The 17,915-nt window shown below is 73.5% G+C and carries 18 protein-coding genes and 1 pseudogene; 8 read left to right on the top strand and 11 right to left on the bottom strand.

Features of this window, described 5'->3' with window-relative positions:
• Positions 1–384: 384 nt before the first annotated feature.
• Positions 385–1,785 carry a HAMP domain-containing sensor histidine kinase gene (locus ABD332_RS51100; RefSeq protein WP_344512831.1) on the bottom strand — a complete coding sequence of 467 codons (1,401 nt, stop codon included), beginning with the start codon at positions 1,783–1,785 and terminating at the stop codon, positions 385–387.
• Between the two features lie 38 nt (positions 1,786–1,823).
• Positions 1,824–2,510, bottom strand: a complete 687-nt coding sequence (locus ABD332_RS51105; protein WP_033363396.1) for a response regulator transcription factor — start codon at positions 2,508–2,510, stop codon at positions 1,824–1,826.
• A gap of 155 nt (positions 2,511–2,665) precedes the next feature.
• Between ABD332_RS51105 and ABD332_RS51110 the strand changes: the two are divergent.
• A pseudogene (locus tag ABD332_RS51110) lies at positions 2,666–3,783 on the top strand (alkaline phosphatase D family protein).
• Here the strand turns inward: ABD332_RS51110 and ABD332_RS51115 are convergent.
• The 5 genes from ABD332_RS51115 to ABD332_RS51135 form a co-directional block, all read right to left on the bottom strand.
• Positions 3,763–4,314, bottom strand: coding sequence for a QsdR family transcriptional regulator (locus ABD332_RS51115; protein WP_344512835.1), 552 nt, complete (start codon positions 4,312–4,314; stop codon positions 3,763–3,765). The pseudogene ABD332_RS51110 and the gene ABD332_RS51115 sit on opposite strands and share 21 nt — an antisense overlap.
• Positions 4,315–4,324: 10 nt before the next feature.
• Positions 4,325–5,263: a serine/threonine dehydratase gene (locus ABD332_RS51120; protein ID WP_344512837.1), complete on the bottom strand. Its 939-nt coding sequence runs from the start codon at positions 5,261–5,263 to the stop codon at positions 4,325–4,327.
• Between the two features lie 117 nt (positions 5,264–5,380).
• Complete coding sequence (locus ABD332_RS51125; RefSeq protein ID WP_344512839.1) at positions 5,381–6,148, bottom strand: crotonase/enoyl-CoA hydratase family protein; 768 nt, start codon at positions 6,146–6,148, stop codon at positions 5,381–5,383.
• A 92-nt stretch (positions 6,149–6,240) separates the two neighbouring features.
• On the bottom strand, positions 6,241–6,429 hold the full coding sequence (locus ABD332_RS51130) for a hypothetical protein (RefSeq protein ID WP_344512841.1): 189 nt from the start codon (positions 6,427–6,429) through the stop codon (positions 6,241–6,243).
• Between the two features lie 47 nt (positions 6,430–6,476).
• On the bottom strand, positions 6,477–7,172 hold the full coding sequence (locus ABD332_RS51135) for an ArsR/SmtB family transcription factor (protein ID WP_425552422.1): 696 nt from the start codon (positions 7,170–7,172) through the stop codon (positions 6,477–6,479).
• Between the two features lie 56 nt (positions 7,173–7,228).
• On the opposite strand from ABD332_RS51135, the gene ABD332_RS51140 reads away from it, so the two are divergent.
• Positions 7,229–8,146 (top strand): hypothetical protein, encoded by a 918-nt coding sequence (locus tag ABD332_RS51140; RefSeq protein ID WP_344512845.1) that lies wholly within the window; start codon positions 7,229–7,231, stop codon positions 8,144–8,146.
• A complete protein-coding gene (locus ABD332_RS51145; protein WP_344512847.1) occupies positions 8,143–8,874 on the top strand; it encodes an isocitrate lyase/PEP mutase family protein in 732 nt (243 codons plus the stop codon). The genes ABD332_RS51140 and ABD332_RS51145 overlap by 4 nt, the downstream gene beginning before the upstream one ends.
• A gap of 87 nt (positions 8,875–8,961) precedes the next feature.
• On the opposite strand, the gene ABD332_RS51150 is transcribed toward ABD332_RS51145, so the two are convergent.
• Positions 8,962–9,978: a LacI family DNA-binding transcriptional regulator gene (locus ABD332_RS51150; protein WP_344512848.1), complete on the bottom strand. Its 1,017-nt coding sequence runs from the start codon at positions 9,976–9,978 to the stop codon at positions 8,962–8,964.
• An 86-nt stretch (positions 9,979–10,064) separates the two neighbouring features.
• Between ABD332_RS51150 and ABD332_RS51155 the strand changes: the two genes are divergently transcribed.
• From ABD332_RS51155 to ABD332_RS51165, 3 genes are read left to right on the top strand one after another with little or no spacing between them, the layout of a single operon-like run.
• The gene (locus ABD332_RS51155) at positions 10,065–10,772 is read left to right on the top strand and encodes a cupin domain-containing protein (protein ID WP_344512850.1); all 708 of its coding nucleotides are present in this window, start codon (positions 10,065–10,067) and stop codon (positions 10,770–10,772) included.
• A gap of 8 nt (positions 10,773–10,780) precedes the next feature.
• A complete protein-coding gene (locus tag ABD332_RS51160) occupies positions 10,781–11,944 on the top strand; it encodes a Gfo/Idh/MocA family protein (RefSeq protein WP_344512852.1) in 1,164 nt (387 codons plus the stop codon).
• The gene (locus ABD332_RS51165) at positions 11,941–12,759 is read left to right on the top strand and encodes a sugar phosphate isomerase/epimerase family protein (protein ID WP_344512853.1); all 819 of its coding nucleotides are present in this window, start codon (positions 11,941–11,943) and stop codon (positions 12,757–12,759) included. The genes ABD332_RS51160 and ABD332_RS51165 overlap by 4 nt, the downstream gene beginning before the upstream one ends.
• Before the next feature lie 84 nt (positions 12,760–12,843).
• On the opposite strand, the gene ABD332_RS51170 is transcribed toward ABD332_RS51165, so the two are convergent.
• Both ABD332_RS51170 and ABD332_RS51175 read right to left on the bottom strand, forming a co-directional pair.
• The gene (locus tag ABD332_RS51170; protein ID WP_344512855.1) at positions 12,844–14,229 is read right to left on the bottom strand and encodes a serine/threonine-protein kinase; all 1,386 of its coding nucleotides are present in this window, start codon (positions 14,227–14,229) and stop codon (positions 12,844–12,846) included.
• Between the two features lie 241 nt (positions 14,230–14,470).
• Positions 14,471–14,929: a MarR family winged helix-turn-helix transcriptional regulator gene (locus ABD332_RS51175; RefSeq protein ID WP_344512857.1), complete on the bottom strand. Its 459-nt coding sequence runs from the start codon at positions 14,927–14,929 to the stop codon at positions 14,471–14,473.
• Positions 14,930–15,202: 273 nt separating this feature from the next.
• Between ABD332_RS51175 and ABD332_RS51180 the strand changes: the two genes are divergently transcribed.
• The gene (locus ABD332_RS51180) at positions 15,203–16,180 is read left to right on the top strand and encodes a Kelch repeat-containing protein (RefSeq protein ID WP_344512859.1); all 978 of its coding nucleotides are present in this window, start codon (positions 15,203–15,205) and stop codon (positions 16,178–16,180) included.
• A 298-nt stretch (positions 16,181–16,478) separates the two neighbouring features.
• Here ABD332_RS51180 and ABD332_RS51185 read toward each other — a convergent pair whose 3' ends face one another.
• Positions 16,479–17,240 carry a DUF72 domain-containing protein gene (locus ABD332_RS51185; RefSeq protein WP_344512861.1) on the bottom strand — a complete coding sequence of 254 codons (762 nt, stop codon included), beginning with the start codon at positions 17,238–17,240 and terminating at the stop codon, positions 16,479–16,481.
• 166 nt (positions 17,241–17,406) lie between these two features.
• Between ABD332_RS51185 and ABD332_RS51190 the strand changes: the two genes are divergently transcribed.
• On the top strand, positions 17,407–17,538 hold the full coding sequence (locus ABD332_RS51190; RefSeq protein ID WP_344512863.1) for a hypothetical protein: 132 nt from the start codon (positions 17,407–17,409) through the stop codon (positions 17,536–17,538).
• Positions 17,539–17,915: the final 377 nt, after the last annotated feature.

The raw sequence follows: 17,915 nt of genomic DNA on the forward strand, positions 1-17,915 counted from the left end.
CCGGAGGGGAAAAAGGGGGCGCGGCGGGGACGGGCACAGGGCAGAGGTACCCGTCCCCGCCGCGCGCGGGACGGCCGGCCTTCGAGGGTGGCAAGGCGGGTGAGTGCCGGTCCGTCCACGTGGGAACGGGCTGACCATAGCGATCCGTCAACGTGCCGTTCCAGCCCGAACGACCCAATTAAGGGACTCATAACCGAGACTTGTGGCAGTCCTACGTTGCCGCTTCGCCAGATGGCGTTTCACGTCCCGCGGTCCCGACCGGCGGCGAACAGGCAGGCGTCCTACCTGTTCACGGCGGGTGTGCGCCCGCTCCCTTTGTGTCGTCGGAGCAGCACAGAGTCTTCCGGATCAGCTCGATCGGAGGTCCGGAGGTGGGAGGCGGGCTCAGGCGGACTTGCCGCGGCGGCGGCGTTCGTTCGGCTCCCTGGAGAGGCGGCCGACGAGGCCGAACCGGCTCTGCGGCGGCTGCTCCTTCGGGGCCGGGTCGGCGTCGGCCATGACGATGACCACGCTGGCGCCGCCGAGCGTGGCGGACGTGCCGATGTTGACGGTGCCGTTGCCCTCGATCGCGACCCGCCGCACGATGTCCAGGCCCAGCCCGGTCGAGCCCTGGCCGCTCTCGCCGCGCTGCAGCGCCAGCTCCGGGTCCGGGATGCCGGGGCCGCCGTCCTCCACCCGCAGCACGACGTAGCCGTCGTCGCGCCGGGTGACCGCGACCTCGAAGGGCACGCCCTGCGGTGTGTACCGGATGACGTTGCCGATCAGCGCGTCCAGCGCGGCGGCGAGCTCGCTCTTCGCGACGTGGACCGGCGCCGGCCCCTCGGTGCCGATCGCCTTGCAGTCGCGCTCCTGGTCACCGGCGACCGCCGACCAGAACATCATCCGGTCCCGGACGACCTCGGCGACGTCGCAGCCCTGCTCGCCGGTCGACGCGGCGGCGCCGTCGCTGCGCTCGCCGCGGTCGGGAGTGGGGGAGTGCGCGTCGATCGGCTCCCGCATCGCGCGGATGAGCTTGTCGATCTCGACCTCGAGCGCGGCGATCGCGTCGCGGATCCGCTCGGCGTCCTGGCTGTCGTCGAGCGTCTCGGCGTCCAGCCGCAGCGCGGTCAGCGGCGTGCGCAGCCGGTGCGACAGGTCCGCGACCAGCTCGCGTTCGTTGGTCAGCAGCGCCATGATGCGGTCGGCCATCACGTTGAGCGCGAAGCTCGCCTCGGCCAGCTCCCGCGGCCCCGACGGGTCGAGGCGCACGTCGAGGTACCCCTCGCTCAGCGCCCCCGCGGCGCCCGCGAGCTGGCGGGCCGACGCGGTGACCTTCGCGGCGAGGCGGTCGCCGACCCAGACGGAGGCGATGACGAGCCCCAGCGCGACGGCGGTCAGCGCCCACCAGGCGCCGCTCACCCCGTTGGACAGCTCGTCGGAAGGGATGAAGACCTCCACAACCGCCGTGCGGCCCGACCCGACGTCCACCGGCTCCAGGTAGGACACCCCGCCGGTGACGGTCGCCGTGACCGGGGCCGCCTGGTCGGCGGCGCGCGCGAGGTCCTTCGGGGCGGCGTGCCCAGTGCCGATCTCGAGGCCTTCCTCGCCCAGGTTGTGCACCGAGACGCGGCTGACCGCCGGGCCGCCGGTGCTGGCGATGGCCCGTTCGATCGCCAGGGGGTCGGTGGTCACGGTGAGGACCGCCACGACCACGGCGGTCTGGCGTTCGGCGTCGGCGAAGGCGCGCTCGCGGGCGAGCTGCTGCACGACCAGCCCGAGGGGGATCAGGAACGCCAGGGCCACCATCGTGGTGACCGCGGCGCAGACGTAGGCGAGGGTCCGCCTCAGTCCGGCGCCGCGAACCTGAAGCCCACGCCCCGCACGGTGTGCAGGTATCTGGGCGCCGAGGCGCTCTCGCCAAGTTTCCGGCGTAGCCAGTACAGATGCACGTCGATCGTCTGGTCCTCGCCCACTGAGGGTTGCCGCCATACCTCCTCCAACAGCTCACGGCGTGAGACCACCCGTCCGGGACGGGCGGCGAGGTACGCCAGCAGGTCGAACTCTTTGCGGGTCAGCGTCAGCGGCTCACCGTGCAAGTGTGCCTGCCGTTGTCCGATGTCGACACGCAAGCCTCCCACCTCGATGGCGGTGGGTTCCTCGCGGCTCGCCCGTCCGGTGCGGCGCAGCACGGAGGTCATCCGGGCGTCGAGGTGGGCGGAGGTGAACGGTTTGATCATGTAGTCGTCGGCGCCGGCCTTGAGCAGCCGCACGATCTCCGCCTCGTCGTCGCGCGCGGTGGCGATGATGATCGGCGTGTCGGCGATGCCGCGCAGCATCCGCAGCGCGTCGGCGCCGTCGAGGTCGGGCAGCCCGAGGTCGAGCACCACCAGGTCCGGCGTCTCGGCGGCGAACCGCCGCAGCGCCTCCAGCGCGGTGCCGACCGCGTGCACCGTGTGACCCCGGTCGGTCAACGAGCGCAGCAGGGCGCCCCGCACGACATGGTCGTCCTCAACCAGCAGCACCGTGGCCATGCGAAGAACATACGTCCTGGCGCAAGTGCCAGCTCTCGCGGTCGATGGACGAATCCGACATGTCCGGGTTTTTCGGAGGCGGTCATCCTCCGTTCGCCGGGACTTCCGTTCGTACGGGTACCTGTGGGTAACCGGGTGCCGTACAACTGCCGAGCATGACTGTCGATGCATTGACGCGCCGCGCCCTGCTGGTGACCGGCGGCGCGACCGCGGTCGCCGTGGTCACGGCCGCCGGCGCGCACGCCGCGACCCCGGTCTTCCTGCACGGCGTGGCCTCCGGCGACCCGCTGCCTGACGGCGTCCTGCTCTGGACCCGGGTGACCCCGACGCCGTCGGCCACCCCCGGCTCGGGTGCCGGACCGTCGGTCTCGGTGACCTGGCAGATCGCCACCGACCCCGGGTTCGCCGACGTGGTCGCCGGCGGCACCGTCACCACCGGGCCCGAGCGCGACCACACCGTCAAGGTCGACGCCCGCGGCCTGGCCCCCGCGACGACCTACCACTACCGCTTCGGCGTCGCCGGGGTCTGGTCGCCGGCCGGCCGCACCCGGACCGCGCCCGCCGCCGACGCCGACCTGGCCCTGCTGCGCTTCGGCGTCGTCTCCTGCTCCAACTGGGAGGCCGGCTACTTCGCGGCGTACCGGCACCTGGCCGCCCGCGGCGACCTCGACGCGGTCGTCCACCTCGGGGACTACATCTACGAGTACGCGACGGGAGGCTTCACCGCCGGCGGCACCACGGTGCGTCGCACCGAACCGGCCCACGAGATCGTCAGCCTCGCCGACTACCGCATCCGGCACGCGCAGTACAAGACCGATCCCGACGCACAGGCGTTGCACGCCGCCGTCCCGTGGGTCATCACCTGGGACGACCACGAGGTCGCCAACGACATGTGGGCCGGCGGCGCGGAGAACCACGACCCCGCGACATCCACACGTCGTGGGCCAACGAGCTGGTCACGAGGTCCACGGTCGGCTCGCCGACCGCCGTCGAGTTCGTCGTGCCGTCCGTGACGAGCGACAACGTCAACGACTTCCTCGGCGTCCCGCCCGGCTTCGTCGGCCCGGTCGCCGCGTCGCTGGTGCAGGCGGCCAACGGGCACGTGAAGTGGGCCGAGCTGGAAGGGCACGGCTACGGCGTGCTGGAGATCCGCCCCGACGCGTGCCGGATGGAGTGGTTCCACGTCCGGGAGCGCACCGACCGCGACACCACCGTCCGCCGGGTCAAGGCCTACGCGGTGCGCAGCGGCGTGTCACGGCTGGTCGTCCAGTAGCCGCCCGATCACCTGCAACGCCTGCTCGACGTCCGGTTCGCCGTCGGCGATCGCGTCCGCGTAGAGGAAGCTCTCGCCGATGCGGACCAGGACGAAGGCCAGGGTCCGCGCGTCCATCCTCGGGGTGAACGCGCCGGCCGCGATCTCCTCCTGCAGGAGGCCCTCCAGGTGCGCGCGAACCCCCGGCTGGACGACACCGTGCTTCGACGTGAGGATGCGCAGCGCCGCCTCGGGCTCGGCGGCGAGGAAGTGCCGCAGGCTCGGCTGCTCGATGACGCCGGCAAGGAAGTTGCCGATCACCGCGACGATCCGGTCGGCGCCGCGGCGGCCCTCGGCGTGCTTCACGGCCCGCTGGAGGCTGCGCTGGGTGAGCTGCCACAGCACCGCGCCGAGCAGCTGGTCGCGGCCGCCGGCGCGCCGGTACAGCGTGGCGCGGCCCATGCCCAGCTCGGCCGCGAGCGAGCGCATGTCGACCCGGCGCTGCTCCAGGAACCGCCGCATGGCCGCATCGAAGATCTCGTCGGGCGGCATGCCAGGCAGGTTACACGCCTTGAGACAGATCCTGAACTGTCTCAGCGGGCGCCTCGTCGGCGATGTCGGACGGGTCGGTGTTCGCCCCGCAGAGCACCACCGCCACCCGACCCGCGTCGTCGAGCCGCCCGAGCCCCGCGTAGGCGGCGGCCGCGCCGAGCTCGACCACGATCCGGTGCTCCGCCCACAGGCGTTTGCGGGCCTGGACGATCGCCTCGTCGTCCACGAGCACGCTCCGCACCCCGTGCCGGACGGCCGACTCGAGCGCGATCGTCCCCACGCGCCGCGCACCGAGCGAGTCCGCGGCGACGCTGTCCACGACCACGTCCACGGGACGACCCGCGGCGAGGGCCGCGTGCAAGGTCGGTGCACCCGCTGGCTCGACGGCGACGACCCGCGCCCGGTCACCGACCGCCGCCGCGACGCCACCGACGAGCCCCCCGCCGCCGGTGGCGACCAGGACGGTGTCGACCTCGGGCAGCTCGAGCGCGAGCGTGCCCTGCCCGGCGACGATCTCCGGCTGGTCGTACGCGTGCACGAACAGCGCCCCGGTCTCCGCCACCCGGATCGTCGAGGCCGCGTAGGCCTCCGCGTACTCCCGCCCGTGCTGGTGCACGACGGCGCCGAGCTGCCGCAGCTTGCGGACCTTCACCGCCGGCGCGACCTCTGGCACGAACACCTCCGCCGGGATGCCGAGCCGTGCCGCCGCGAACGCCACCGCCAGCCCCGCGTTGCCACCCGACGCCGCGACGACCCCCGCGGCCGGCAGCTCACCGTCCTCCCGCGCGGCGAGGATCCGGTTGAACGCACCGCGCGCCTTGAACGAGCCGCTGTGCTGCAGGAGCTCCAGCTTGAACCACAGCCCGGGCGCCACCTCGACCGATGGGGTGCGCCGCACATGCCCTTCGATCCGCCGCGCCGCCGCCTCCACCGCGTCCCTGTCGACCATGCGCCCACCCTACGTCCACGCCCCCCGCACCCACCGTCGATCCGCCGCCCACCACCACCCCGCAGAGGCTGGCCAATACCCGAATTTGTGGCTTTGTTCGGCAAGTGTCGGTGCGGGTCAGAGGCCGGCTGGGCGGCCGCCGCGGCCCTCGCCGGAAGCGAACCTGGCGGCGCCGCCCGTGGCACCCGCGTGGAGCGAGGCGACGCCGAGACGGTGCTCGATCGCGAGGGCGTCTTCGAGGGGGCGGCCCAGCGAGTCGTACACCGAACGGCGGTCATTGCGCAGGCACTCCTGCGGCAGGTCGGCGAGCGTCGCGGCCAGGGCCTCCGCCGCGCGCCTGGCCTCGCCGGGCGGCACGACGCGGTCCGCGAGGCCGATGCGGTGCGCTTCCGCCGCGTCGACGGGCCGGCCGGTCAGGATCAGGTCGAGGGCGCGGCCGACCCCGATCAGCTGCGGCAGCCGGACCGTTCCGCCGTCGATCAGCGGCACGCCCCAGCGCCTGCAGTACACGCCGAACGTCGCCGTCTCCTCGACGACCCGCAGGTCGCACCAGATCGCCAGCTCCAGTCCGCCCGCGACAGCGTGCCCGGCGACCGCCGCGATCACGGGCTTGGTGAGCCGCATCCGGGTCGGGCCGAGCGGGCCGTCGCCGTCGGGCTCGACGCGGTTGCCGGTGCCCGCCGCGACCGCCTTCAGGTCGGCACCGGAGCAGAACGTGCCGCCGGCGCCCCACAGTACTGCGACCGCGGCGGTGTCGTCGGCGTCGAACTCGCGGAACGCCGCCGCGAGCCGCTCCGCCGTGTCCCGGTCGACGGCGTTGCGGGTCTCCGGCCGGTCCAGCACGACCGTCCACACGGGTCCCGACCGTTCGATGCGCACACTCATACCGGCCAGTGTCGCCGGAATGGACGACGGCCGCGCCCGGACCCCGTTCCCGGGTCGGACGCGGCCGTGCAAGGCCCGTGCGGCGAGCACGCTCAGCGGCGCCGCCGGCGGTAGCTTCCGTAGCGGGTGTGCCAGGTGCCCGCGCCGGCGAGGTGCAGGGCGACGCACAGGAACCCGGCCAGGCTCAGGGTCCCCACGTCGAGCACCGGCCCGGCGTCGGCCCCGAACAGGTCCATCAGCAGCGCGACAGCGAACAGGATCGCGGCGATCACAGCGAACACAACGGCCTCCTTCGTAGTGATCGCTGAGTACCCAACGCCCGCGAAACCTAATCGACGCCGTCGATGCCGAGCAGGTCGGCGAGGGCGACCCGGCCGTCCGGCGTGACCCGCACGGCCCGTCCCGACCCGATCCGCGCGACCCAGCCGCGGGCCAGGAAGCGTTCGCACAGCCGTGCCCCGGCGACCCCGGCGAGGTGCGGGCGCCGCTCCGTCCAGTCGAGGCAGGCGCGGGCCACCGGCCGCTTGCCGCCGTCGAGCCGCAGGCCCTGGCCGGCCATCCAGCGCAGGCCCGCCTCCGTCAGCGCGAAACCTCCCGACTGGTCCAGCAGCCCCCGCGCCGTCAGCGCGTCCGTGACCGCGACGCCGAGCCGCCCGGCGAGGTGGTCGTAGCAGGTCCGCCCGCGTGCGAGCGCCGCCGAGGCCGTCGCCGCGCGCAGCCCGGTGGGCCGCGTCGCGTCCGGCGCCAGCCGCGCCGACATGTCCTCCAGCAGCGCGGCGACGGAGGCGTCGGCGAGCCGGACGTACCGGTGCCGCCCCTGCCGCTCCTCGGCCAGCAGCCCGCCGGCCGTCAGCCGGTGCAGGTGCTCGGTCGCGGTGGACCGCGCGACCCCGGCGTGCCGGGCCAGCTCGCCGGCGGTCCACGCCCGGCCGTCGAGCAGCGCCAGGCACATCGCGGCCCGGGTCTCGTCGGCGAGGAGCGCGGCGAGCTGCGCGAGCGAGGACGGTGCGGTCATACCCCCGATTGTCCGCGCCGGTCAGTTCGTCCCGGGCCGAACGGTCGCGGTCCTACCGTCGGACCATGCAGACGATCGACGACCCGGGCGCCGCCCTCGCCGTGCTCCACGACCCGGCGTTCGTGGTCCCGCCGGTGCCCGCCGCCACCCACGGCATCGCCTGGCTGCGATCCGCCGTCGGCCGGTTCAGCGACGGCGACGCGTACACCCGCCGCCGTGCCCTCAGCGAGTCCCTGCTGTCCACAGTGGACCCCGCAGCGCTCCGGGACGCCGCCGCGTCATCCCCGCACCTTCACCCCGTGCAACTCCTGTGCACCGCCCTCGGCCTGCCCTCCTCCTCACGGACGACCCTCGCCACGGTCCGCGTCGTCGCTGCCGCGTACCACCCGGACACCGGCGACGAGCCCGCCGCCGACGAGGCGGTGCGCGCGCTGGTGGACCTGTGCGGCGGTACACCGGACGAGACCACCGCCGCGCGGATCGGCCTGCTGGTCCAGGCCTGCGACGCGACGGCCGCCCTGATCGCCCGGGCCCGCGCCACGGGCCTGGAAGCGGCGCTCCGCGACACCCCACCGGTCCCGGCCACCAAGCGCATGGCCACCCGGCCGGTCACCCTCACAGCCGGCCACCCTGACTTGGTCGACCCCTCCGGCACCCACGCCGAACCAGGCAACCGAACGGCCGCCGCCGACCCGGCCGACCGTGACCGCCCCGAGGTCCGCGTCGAGCCGGGTGGCCGCCCTGGAGTCCGCGTCGGTCCGGACGGGCGTCCCGGAGTCCACGTTGAGCCGGGCGAGCGTTCCGGGACCTGGGACGAGGCGGGCCGCATCCGGGTCGAGGCGGGCGAGGTGGTGCGCGTCAGTCTTCAGGGCATCCCGTTCGGTGCGGGTCCGCGGCGTTGTCCGGGCCGTGCCCACGCGATCGCGATCGCCGAGGGAGCCCTCAGCGCGTCGGCGTCGGAGAATCCGGGAGGTGGGCGGTGAGCGACTTCCGGTCCCTGCATCGCTCGGGTGCGCCGCTCGTCCTGCCGAACGCCTGGGACGTCGCGTCGGCCAGGATGCTGGTGCGGGCGGGGTTCGTGGCGGTCGGGACGACGAGTCTCGGGGTCGCCGCGGCGAACGGCGTGCCCGACGGGGAAGGTGCCACCGACGCGGACGCGCTGCGGCTCGTCCGGAGGATCACCGGGCTGCCCTGCCACGTGACGGTCGACATCGAACGTGGCTCGGTGGGCCTGGCGGTCGCGGTCGCCGCCGCGGGGGCCGCCGGGGTCAACGTCGAGGACGCGATGGGGCCGGTCGAGACGCAGGTGCGCCTCATCAGGGCGGTGAAGCGGGAGGTGCCCGAGCTGTTCGTCAACGCGCGCACCGACACGCACTGGCAGCGGGCCGGTGACCTGGGCGAGGCGGTGCGGCGGGTGCGGGCGTACGCGGACGCCGGAGCCGACGGGGTGTTCGTCCCGGGGCTGCGGGAACCGGGCGACATCGATGCCGTCGTCCGTGCGGTGGACGTGCCGGTCAACGTCCTGCACGACCCTTGCGGGCCCACCCTCGCGGAGCTGACGGCGCTGGGCGTGCGGCGGGTGAGCACCGGGTCGCTGCTGTTCCGGGCGGCGCTCGCCGCGACCGTGGAGGCCGCCCGCGCGGTCCGCGACGGCACCCCGGTGCGCACCGCAGGCCTGCCGACGTACGCGGACATCGCCGCCACGGGCTGACAAAGCCAAAAACACCAGGGCCAGGCCGCCGCCAAGAGACGACACGAGCCAGGCCGCCCCCAAGGGGCGGCAAGGACCAGAACAGCGTCAGGTGGCCAGCGGCGCCGAGGACTCGCGGTGCACCAGGGTGGCGGCGGCCGGCTCCACGCGGGGCGTCCGCGCCCGGTCCTCCAGCGCCAGGGTCATCGCCCGCGCCCCCATCTCCGTCAGCGGCAGCCGGACCGTGGTCAGCGCCGGCGTCACGTCCCGGGCGATCGGCATGTCGTCGAACCCGACCACGCTCATCTGCGACGGCACCGCGATCCCCCGCTCGCGCAGCACGCTGAGCGTGCCGACGGCCATGGAGTCGTTCAGGGCGACGATCGCCGTCAGGTCGGGGGAGTCGTCCAGCAGCCGGCGGGTGGCGTCGGCGCCGCTGTCGCGGTCGAAGTCGGCGAAGACGATCCGGCGCGGCGGCAGCGTCCGCCCGTACTGCTTGGCCGCCCGGCGCAGCCCCGCGAGCCGGTCGGTGGTCGTGGTCAGCACCTTCGGGCCGGCGATGACCCCGACCTTGCGGTGCCCGCCGCCGAACACCTCCACCCCGGCGAGGTGCCCGCCGTCGGCGTTGGCGGGCATGACGGCGTCGCCGGGCAGCTCGTGCCGGCCGATGACGCTGACCCTGCCGCCGGTGCGGGTGTAGGCGGCGAGCTTGCCGGTCAGCGCCTTCGTGAACGCCGGGTCGTGGTAGCCGGAGCCGGCCAGGATGATCGCGGCGACCTGTTGGGCCCGCAGCAGCTCCACGTACTCCAGCTCGCGCGACGGGTCGCGGTAGCTGTTGCAGATGATGACGAGCCGCCCGTTCGCCGTAGCGACCTGTTGCAGCCCCCGGGTGATCTCGGCGAAGTACGGGTCGGAGACGTCGTGCACGATCACGCCGACCGCGGTCCGCTGCGCGCGGGCGAGGAACTGCGCGTGCGCGTTCGGCACGTACTGCAGCTCGTCCACGGCGCGCAGCACCCGCTCGCGCAGCTCGTCGGTGACGAGCTTCGTGCTGCCGCTGATGATCCGCGAGGCGGTCGCGGGAGACACCCCGGCACGGCGGGCCACGTCGGCGAGCGTCGCCATCATCCGCCCCCTTCCATTGACTCGTTCGCAGCATACGGGTTAGCGTCGACATCACCAGAGGAAAGCGTTTTCCTGGAGGATCGAAGATGGACCAGCTGCCCGGTGCGGTCGGAATCTCCCGGCTGTCCGTCTACGACTCGCTCGCCCCCGACGGGCTGCTCGGCGGGACCCCGCACATGCACCTCACCTGCTCGGAGGGGTACGTGGTGACCGCCGGCGAAGGGCTCGTGCAGACGCTGTCCAGCGGCGGCTACCGCGAGACGCGACTCGAGCCCGGCACCGTCGCCTGGTTCCCGCCCGGCACGATCCACCGCCTCGTCAACCAGGGCGGCCTGCAGATCGTCGTGGTGATGCAGAACAGCGGCCTGCCCGAGGCCGGCGACGCGGTCCTGACGTTCCCACCGGACGTCCTCGCCGACCCTGACGCCTACGCGGAGGCCGCGCGGCTGCCCGAGGGCGGCGTGCCGGGCACCGACCTGAGCACCGCCTTCCGCCGCCGCGACCTGGCCGTCACCGGCTTCCTCATCCTGCGCGACAAGGGCCCCGACGCGCTCGGCGAGTTCCACGCGGCCGCCGCCCGGCTGATCGCCCCGAAGCTGCCCGCCTGGCGCGAGAAGTGGGAGCGCGGCGCGCTCCAGGCCGCGCTGGAGACGGGGAAGCAGATCGACGCGCTCGCCGCCGGCGACGCGAGTCACCTCGGCCACGGCGGCATCAGCGTGCTGCCGCAGCCGAGCGAACACGGCCGGCACGGCATGTGCGGCCTGCTCGACACCTACCACGCCACCGCCGCCTGAGGAGTCCTGTGTCCCGCATCCCGATCGGTATCGTGCTCAACGGCGTCACCGGCCGCATGGGGTACCGCCAGCATCTGGTCCGCTCGCTGCTCGCGATCCGCGAAGAGGGTGGCCTGCCGTCCCGCGACGGCTCGCTGATCTGGCCGGAGCTCGTCCTGGTCGGGCGCAACGCCGACAAGCTGGAGCAGCTGGCCCAGCGGCACGGCCTGACCGAGTGGACGACCGACCTCGACGCCGCGCTGGCCCGCCCCGACGTGCAGATCTACTTCGACGCGCAGGTGACCCAGCAGCGGGAGAAGGCGATCCGCGCCGCCATCGACGCCGGCAAGCACGTCTACACCGAGAAGCCACTGGCGGAGGACACCGACGCCGCCGTCGCGCTGTGCCGCGCCGCGCGGGCCGCCGGCATCAAGCACGGCGTCGTGCAGGACAAGCTGTTCCTGCCGGGCCTGCGCAAGCTGAAGCGCCTCATCGACGGCGGCTTCTTCGGCCGGATCCTGTCGGTGCGCGGCGAGTTCGGCTACTGGGTCTTCGAGGGCGACTGGCAGGCCGCGCAGCGCCCGTCGTGGAACTACCGCGCCGCCGACGGCGGGGGCATCGTGGTGGACATGTTCCCGCACTGGCAGTACGTGCTGGAGCAGCTCTTCGCCCCGATCCGCTCCGTGCAGGCGACCATCGCAACCCATATCCCGACCCGGGTGGACGAGGTCGGCCAGGAGTATGAGGCGACCGCCGACGACGCGGCCTACGGCACGTTCGAGCTGGAGGGCGGCATCGTCGCGCAGATCAACTCCTCGTGGGCGGTCCGCGTCCGCCGCGACGAGCTGGTCGAGTTCCAGGTCGACGGCACGCACGGCAGTGCCGTCGCGGGGCTGCGCGAGTGCCACGTCCAGCACCGCGGCACCACCCCGAAGCCGGTGTGGAACCCGGACCTGCCGGTCACCGAGCCGTTCCGCGCGCAGTGGCAGTCCGTGCCGGACAACGAGCCGTTCGACAACGGCTTCAAGGCGCAGTGGGAGCTGTTCCTGCGGCACGTCGTCGACGGCCCGGAGAACGGCGCGGCGTTCCCGTGGGACTTCGCCGCCGGCGCCCGCGGCGTCCAGCTCGCCGAGCTCGGCCTCCAGTCCGCCCGCGAGGGCCGCCGCCTCGACATCCCGGCCCTCGACCTGTGAGCACCCGGCAGCTCGAACGGTTCTCGCTGAACCAGGCCACCACCAAGCGCTGGCCCGTCGACGAGACGATCGCCGGCTGCGTCAAGCAGGGAGTGACGCAGATCGGGCTGTGGCGCGACCAGGTGGACACGTTCGGCCTCGAACGGACCGCCGCCCTGGTCCGCGCCGCCGGCATGCGCGTCACGACCCTGTGCCGCGGCGGCTTCTTCACCACGCCGGGCTGGTTCGACGACAACCGCCGCGCGATCGACGAGGCCGCGGTCCTCGGCGCGCCGGTGCTGGTCCTGGTCAGCGGCGGTCTCCCCGACGGCAGCCGCGATCTGGACGCGGCCCGCCGGAGCGTCGGCGACGCGATCGGTGAGCTGGTCCCGCATGCGGTCGCGGCAGGTGTACGACTGGCGATCGAGCCTCTGCACCCGATGTTCGCCTCGGACCGCTGCGTCGTGTCCACCCTGTCGAACGCCCTGGACCTCGCGTCGCCGTTCCCCGCCGCGGCGGTGGGGGTGGCCGTCGACACCTACCACCTGTGGTGGGACGACCAGGTCTGGACCCAGCTGGCCAGGGCGGGCGCCGAGTCGCGCATCGCGTGTTTCCAGGTCGCCGACTGGATCACGCCGCTGCCGGAGGGCGTGCTGCTCGGCCGCGGCCTGCCGGGCACCGGCTGCGTCGAGCTGCGCCGGTTCCGCGAGGCGGTGGACGCCACCGGGTACACCGGCCCGATCGAGGTCGAGGTCTTCCACGACACCGTGTGGTCGCGCCCCGGCGCCGACGTGCTGGCCGAGTCGATCGAGGGTTACCTCACGCACGTGCTGTGACCACCCGCGCGGGGCGGCGTCCGGGTTCTCCCGGCGTCGCCCCGGCCGTGTGTCGCCCCCGGGCTGTGCGCTGGCCGGGCCGGGTCAGCCGCGGTTGCCCTCGGCGGCCGGCGGGTCCGAGACCGGGTCGGAGGTCGGCGGCGTGGTGGTGGGCGGCGTCGTCGGCGGCGTGGTGGTCGGGTCGGTCGTCGGGTCCGGCGTCGGCGTCGTCACCGTCGTCGTGGGCACGGCGGTCGACGTGGCCGACACGACCCCGGACGCGGTCGGGGGCACCAGCGGGCCGTTGGTCGGGTTGCCCCCGCCGGCCGTGGCGCCCGGGTTGGGCCGCTGCACGGCGGTCACCTGCGGGTTCGGCGCCGGCGACAGGTTGGTGCCGACCTGGTCGCCGGTGGTGCTGCCGCGGTGCGTGCCGGAGTCGGACTTGCCGCCCATCATGTCGGTCGTGGTCTCCGCGGCGGCGAAGACGAGCGCCAGCGCCATCGGCACCGCGATCGCCATCGACGTCACCCGGCGGCGCGACATCTGGGTCGTGCCCCGCAGCCAGCGCTTCTGCGTCGGCAGCGGCGCGACGTCGAGGTCGTCCACGGCGAGGCCGAGCAGCAGCTGCCGTGCGTCGGGCCGGTCCAGCGGGTCGCGGCTGAGCGCGGCCGCGACGAGGTCCCGCACCGGGTCGGGGATGCCGTTGAGGTCGGGCTCGCCCTCGAGGATCTTCCAGGCGCGGGCCGCGGCCTCTTCGCCACCGTACGGGTGGCGCCCCGTCGCCGCGAACGCGACCAGGCAGCCCCAGCCGAAGATGTCCATGGCGGCCGACGGCTCCTCGGCGCGCAGCTGCTCGGGGGAGGCCCAGCCGAGGCTGCCGACGATGTTGCCGGTGCCGGTGATGTCGCTCGCGGCGTCCATCGCGCGGGCGATGCCGAAGTCGATGATCCGGACACCACCGAGCGTGACCATGAGGTTGCTCGGCTTCAGGTCGCGGTGGACCAGGCCGACGTTGTGGATCGCGGCGAGCGCGGCCGCGACGCCGAGCGCCACGCTGTGCAGCATCGCCGGGTCGAGCGGGCCGTCGTCGGCGACGAGCCGCGACAGCGGGATGCCCTCGAGGTACTCGGTGACCAGGTACGGCCGGTCCTCGTGCATGCCGGAGTCGAGCACGCGGGCGGTGCAGAAGCCGGGGACCCGCTGGGCGGCCCGGACCTCGCCGGCGAACCGCACCCGGAACCTCGGGTCGCGCGCGAGGTGCGCGTGCACCAGCTTCACCGCGACGCGGGAGCCGTCGGAGGACTGCGCCAGGTAGACGGTGCCCATGCCACCGACGCCCAGCTGACCGATCAGCCGGTAGTCGTCGATGCGGATCGGGTCGTTGGCCGTGAGGTCGCCGATGGTGGCACGGCGTGCCGGGGCGGCCGAGCGCAGCGGCAGGTCCGGCGTGCCGGACTCACCGGCGCCGTCGTGCGTGCCAGCCTCGGTCATCGGGGTCCTTCCAGCCACTCGGCACAGGTTCCATGCAGTCTGGTCCGTCCACCGCGAGATGAAAAGACCACCCTGGATGCAACCCTCGTGCCCGTTCGGGCAGATTTCGCCCATGCGGCATCCGCGCATGGTGCCTCGACATTAGTCGAGATCCGCGCGGACGTCCGCGCCGGAGGTCACACCTTCGACCCCCAGCGTTCAACGAATGACGCCCGATGAGATGACGCGGCCAGCGCTGAGATCAGCGTGGTCGCTCCAGGTGAGCGATCATTCCACGCAGCGCAGTCGTGACGACCGCGAGCTGGGCCGGCTCCAGGTACGACAGAGCGAACACCTCCGCGCTCTGCGACTCCGGCAGCAGCTCGCGGATGAGGCGCTGGCCCTTGCGGGTCAGCTGCAGCACCACGAGCCTGCCGTCGTCGGGATGCGGGCTGCGGCGCACCAACCCACGGCCGGACAGCGTGTCGACGACGCCGGTCAGCGTCGCCTTGGAGATGCCCGCCTGCTCGGCGACGTGCCTGGTCTCCATCCTGCGCGCGGCCCACACGGTGCGCAGGACCACGAACCCCGTCCACGTCAGCTGCCGCGGACGCAGCACCACCTGCTCGACGTGCTGCCTGACGGCGTTGGCCGCCCGGTGCAGGTGCAGCACGGTCTCCGTCGCCGTCGAGTCAGCGGCGACGTCCTGCGTAGCGGTCACCTGTCGTCACGCAACCGCTCATGTCTCGACACGACACCTCGCATGCCCATGTGGGCGGCCCCCCTCCGGTCCCCATAGAACACACAGAATATCGAAAACATAGCGGTTCCGTTGCCCCGTCATCACCCACAGCAATTCCATGAACGCGAAACGTAGACCGTCTTCGTGCTGTTTGCCCGCTTTGTCGTCACAATTTATCGGCTATCAGATGAATTGAAACTTCTGAAGTGCCCGACTGTACCGATCCAGGCGTCCATCGACGACACTGGAACCATGCGGGTCGCACTGCTGGCCGTCACGACGCTGCTCGGCCTGACCGTGAGCGGCGGGGCGGCCGCGTGCGGCGGGCCCGCCGAGCCTACGCAGCAGCACCAGACCGCCTCGCCGTGGCAGCGCCTGCCGGACGCGCCGTCGGAGCGCACCGAGGTCGCCGCCGCCGTCACCGGCGCGAAGATCGTGGTCGCCGGCGGGTACCAGCGCGACGGCGGCAGCGTCAGCACCGTCGAGATCTACGACACCGCCGCCCGCGCCTGGACGGCCGGCCCGCCGCTGCCGCTCGCCGTCAACCACGCGATGGCCGCCGCGGCCGGAGGGGCCGTCTACGTGTTCGGCGGGTTCCTCGCCGACGGCACCCCGAGCGCCGCGGCGTTCCGCCTGCCCGCCGGCGCGCAGCGCTGGGAGTCGGTCGCGGACCTGCCGGAGGCGCGCGGCGCCGGCGCCAGTGCCGCGCTGGGCACGTCGATCTTCGTGGCCGGCGGGATCGGCCCCGGCAAGGACCTCCTGGCCGCGTCGATGCTCGTGTACGACACCGTGGCCGACCGGTGGCGCTCCGCACCCGGACCGCCCACACCGCGTGAGCACCTCGGCGGCGCGGCCGCGGGCGGCCGGTTCTACACCGTCGGCGGCCGCGTCGGCGGGCAGCTCCGGGCGGCCGTCGAGTCCTTCGACCCGGCCACCGGCGCGTGGACGAAGCGCCCCGACCTGCCGACCGCGCGCGGCGGCCTGGCCGCGACCGGCACCTGCCACGGCTGGGTCATCGCCGCCGGCGGCGAGGGCAAGGAGACGTTTCCGCAGGTCGAGCTCTACGACCCGGCCGCCGACCGGTGGCGCGCCCTGCCGCCGATGCCCAACCCGCGGCACGGCCTGGCGGTGGTGACCGTCGGCAGCACGCTGTTCACGCTGCCGGGCGGCCCGAAGCCGGGCCTGTTCGTCGCCGCCACCACCGAGTCCCTCGACCTGGACCCCTGCTGACCGCGCTCCCTCGGCCGGCGCCGACGGGCCTCGCCGCGGTCGGAGGCCGTTCGGTCCCGGTCGCGGGTGTCGCTGATCAGTCCTGGTCGCGGTGGCCGCGCCGCAGCAGCCGGTTGCGCTGCCAGATCAGGAACGCGAACAACGCGATCAACAGCATGATCACGCACAGGAACTTGGCCATCGCGACAGCGTACGGCGGCCCCCGCCCTCACCCTGCCTCCGGCTCCCTGCTTCCGGCCTGCGTCCTTCGGCATGCGTCCTTGGCGCCGGTGTGCGTCCCTGCTCGGGCAGGGGTGATTCAGCGTCCGTGGCCGGCCAGATCTCCGGCCCGGGTGGTGTCCTGGCCCCTGCGCCTGGCCAGGTGGGCGAACGTGACCGCGTCCTCGACGGCGGCGCCGCCCGGGTCGTTGTTGAAGTAGACGTACGAGTCCGCGCAGGAGTCCGCCAGGCGGCCGGCCCAGGTGTCGAGGGCGGACCGGCCGTACCGTGGCCACGGCGCCGCGCGGCCCTCGTGCAGCCGCAGGTAGCACCAGCCGCCGGTCGTCCACAGCGGGGTCACCGGCCGGCTGTGGCGGTCCGCCCAGCACAGCGCCGCCCCGCGGGCGTCGAGGACCTGCCGCACCTCGTCCACCCACCAGGTCTCGTGCCGCGGCTCGACCGCGACCCGCACGCCGGCCGGGAACGCAGCCAGCGTCGCGTCCAGCGCCGCCACGTCGAGCCTCATCGTCGGCGGCAGCTGTAGGAGCACCGGGCCGAGCTTGCCACCGAGCCCGCCGGCCCGGTCCATGAGCCGCCGCACCGGCTCCTCCGGGTCGCGCAGCCGGCGTACATGCGTCAGGTACCGGCTGGCCTTCACCGCGACCACGAAGTCGTCCGGTGTCCGCTCCCGCCACGCCTCGAACGTCGACCGCTCGGGCAGCCGGTAGAACGCGTTGTTGACCTCCACCGTGCCGAACGTGGTCGCGTAGTGCTCCAGCCAGCACCGTTGCGGCAGGCCGGCCGGGTACAAGCGGCCCTTCCAGTCGCGGTACTGCCAGCCCGACGTGCCGATGAGCATCATGCCGACCGGTTACCCAGAAACCCGGGGCGCTGTCGCCTACGTGTACGTACGTCGGTCGCCCGGCCGACTACGTATGTCGCCCGGAGGCGTTTAGGTAAGTGTTACCGATGTCGCGCGGACCTTACCGCGCGAAGATGGTGTCACAAACGATCCAGAGGAGCCCGCAGTGAACGTCCACCCGATCCTTCTGACCGAGCTCGTCCGCCAGCGCCAGCTGCACATGCTCGACGAGGCCAAACACTGGTCAAGCCGAGTGAAGCTCCGCCGCAGAGCGGACCGCTCCGGCACCGCGGCCTGACCGGCCCGCACCGCCGTAACCCAGCAGCCCCGGACCTCGGCGTCCCGGCCACCCAATCCCTCCGGGTGGCGCGGACGTCGACCGGTCCGGGGCTGCCGTGCGTCCACCACCCCGGCGGCGGACCTGAGCCATGAACTTCTTCCTCATGCGTGGCAGGTGACTACGTGCGTCCGGCCCGGCTAGGTATCGCCGCGGCGCCCAAGATACGTAACAGGTACAGATGGAAACGGCTCCTTACACGACCAGGATGGAGACATCACCGAGCCAAGGAGTCGGCCATGATGCACCCAGTGTTCCTCTTCGTCCAGGTCCAGCACCGTCAGGAGAGCCTGCTCGGCCTGGGCCGGCGCCGGCGGCTGGCCGGTGAGGACGACCGG

The organism is Dactylosporangium maewongense, from assembly GCF_039531485.1.
GTDB lineage: Bacteria > Actinomycetota > Actinomycetes > Mycobacteriales > Micromonosporaceae > Dactylosporangium > Dactylosporangium maewongense.

Excerpts from the sequence above, each read along its gene's own strand:
- ABD332_RS51115 (WP_344512835.1), bottom strand. The coding sequence starts at position 4,314 with ATGCCGCCCGACGAGATCTTCGATGCGGCCATGCGGCGGTTCCTGGAG.
- ABD332_RS51150 (WP_344512848.1), bottom strand. The coding sequence starts at position 9,978 with ATGGCGACGCTCGCCGACGTGGCCCGCCGTGCCGGGGTGTCTCCCGCG.
- ABD332_RS51180 (WP_344512859.1), top strand. The coding sequence starts at position 15,203 with ATGCGGGTCGCACTGCTGGCCGTCACGACGCTGCTCGGCCTGACCGTG.
- ABD332_RS51105 (WP_033363396.1), bottom strand. The coding sequence starts at position 2,510 with ATGGCCACGGTGCTGCTGGTTGAGGACGACCATGTCGTGCGGGGCGCC.
- ABD332_RS51100 (WP_344512831.1), bottom strand. The coding sequence starts at position 1,785 with ATGGTGGCCCTGGCGTTCCTGATCCCCCTCGGGCTGGTCGTGCAGCAG.
- ABD332_RS51170 (WP_344512855.1), bottom strand. The coding sequence starts at position 14,229 with ATGACCGAGGCTGGCACGCACGACGGCGCCGGTGAGTCCGGCACGCCG.
- ABD332_RS51140 (WP_344512845.1), top strand. The coding sequence starts at position 7,229 with ATGCAGACGATCGACGACCCGGGCGCCGCCCTCGCCGTGCTCCACGAC.
- ABD332_RS51155 (WP_344512850.1), top strand. The coding sequence starts at position 10,065 with ATGGACCAGCTGCCCGGTGCGGTCGGAATCTCCCGGCTGTCCGTCTAC.
- ABD332_RS51125 (WP_344512839.1), bottom strand. The coding sequence starts at position 6,148 with ATGAGTGTGCGCATCGAACGGTCGGGACCCGTGTGGACGGTCGTGCTG.
- ABD332_RS51185 (WP_344512861.1), bottom strand. The coding sequence starts at position 17,240 with ATGATGCTCATCGGCACGTCGGGCTGGCAGTACCGCGACTGGAAGGGC.
- ABD332_RS51120 (WP_344512837.1), bottom strand. The coding sequence starts at position 5,263 with ATGGTCGACAGGGACGCGGTGGAGGCGGCGGCGCGGCGGATCGAAGGG.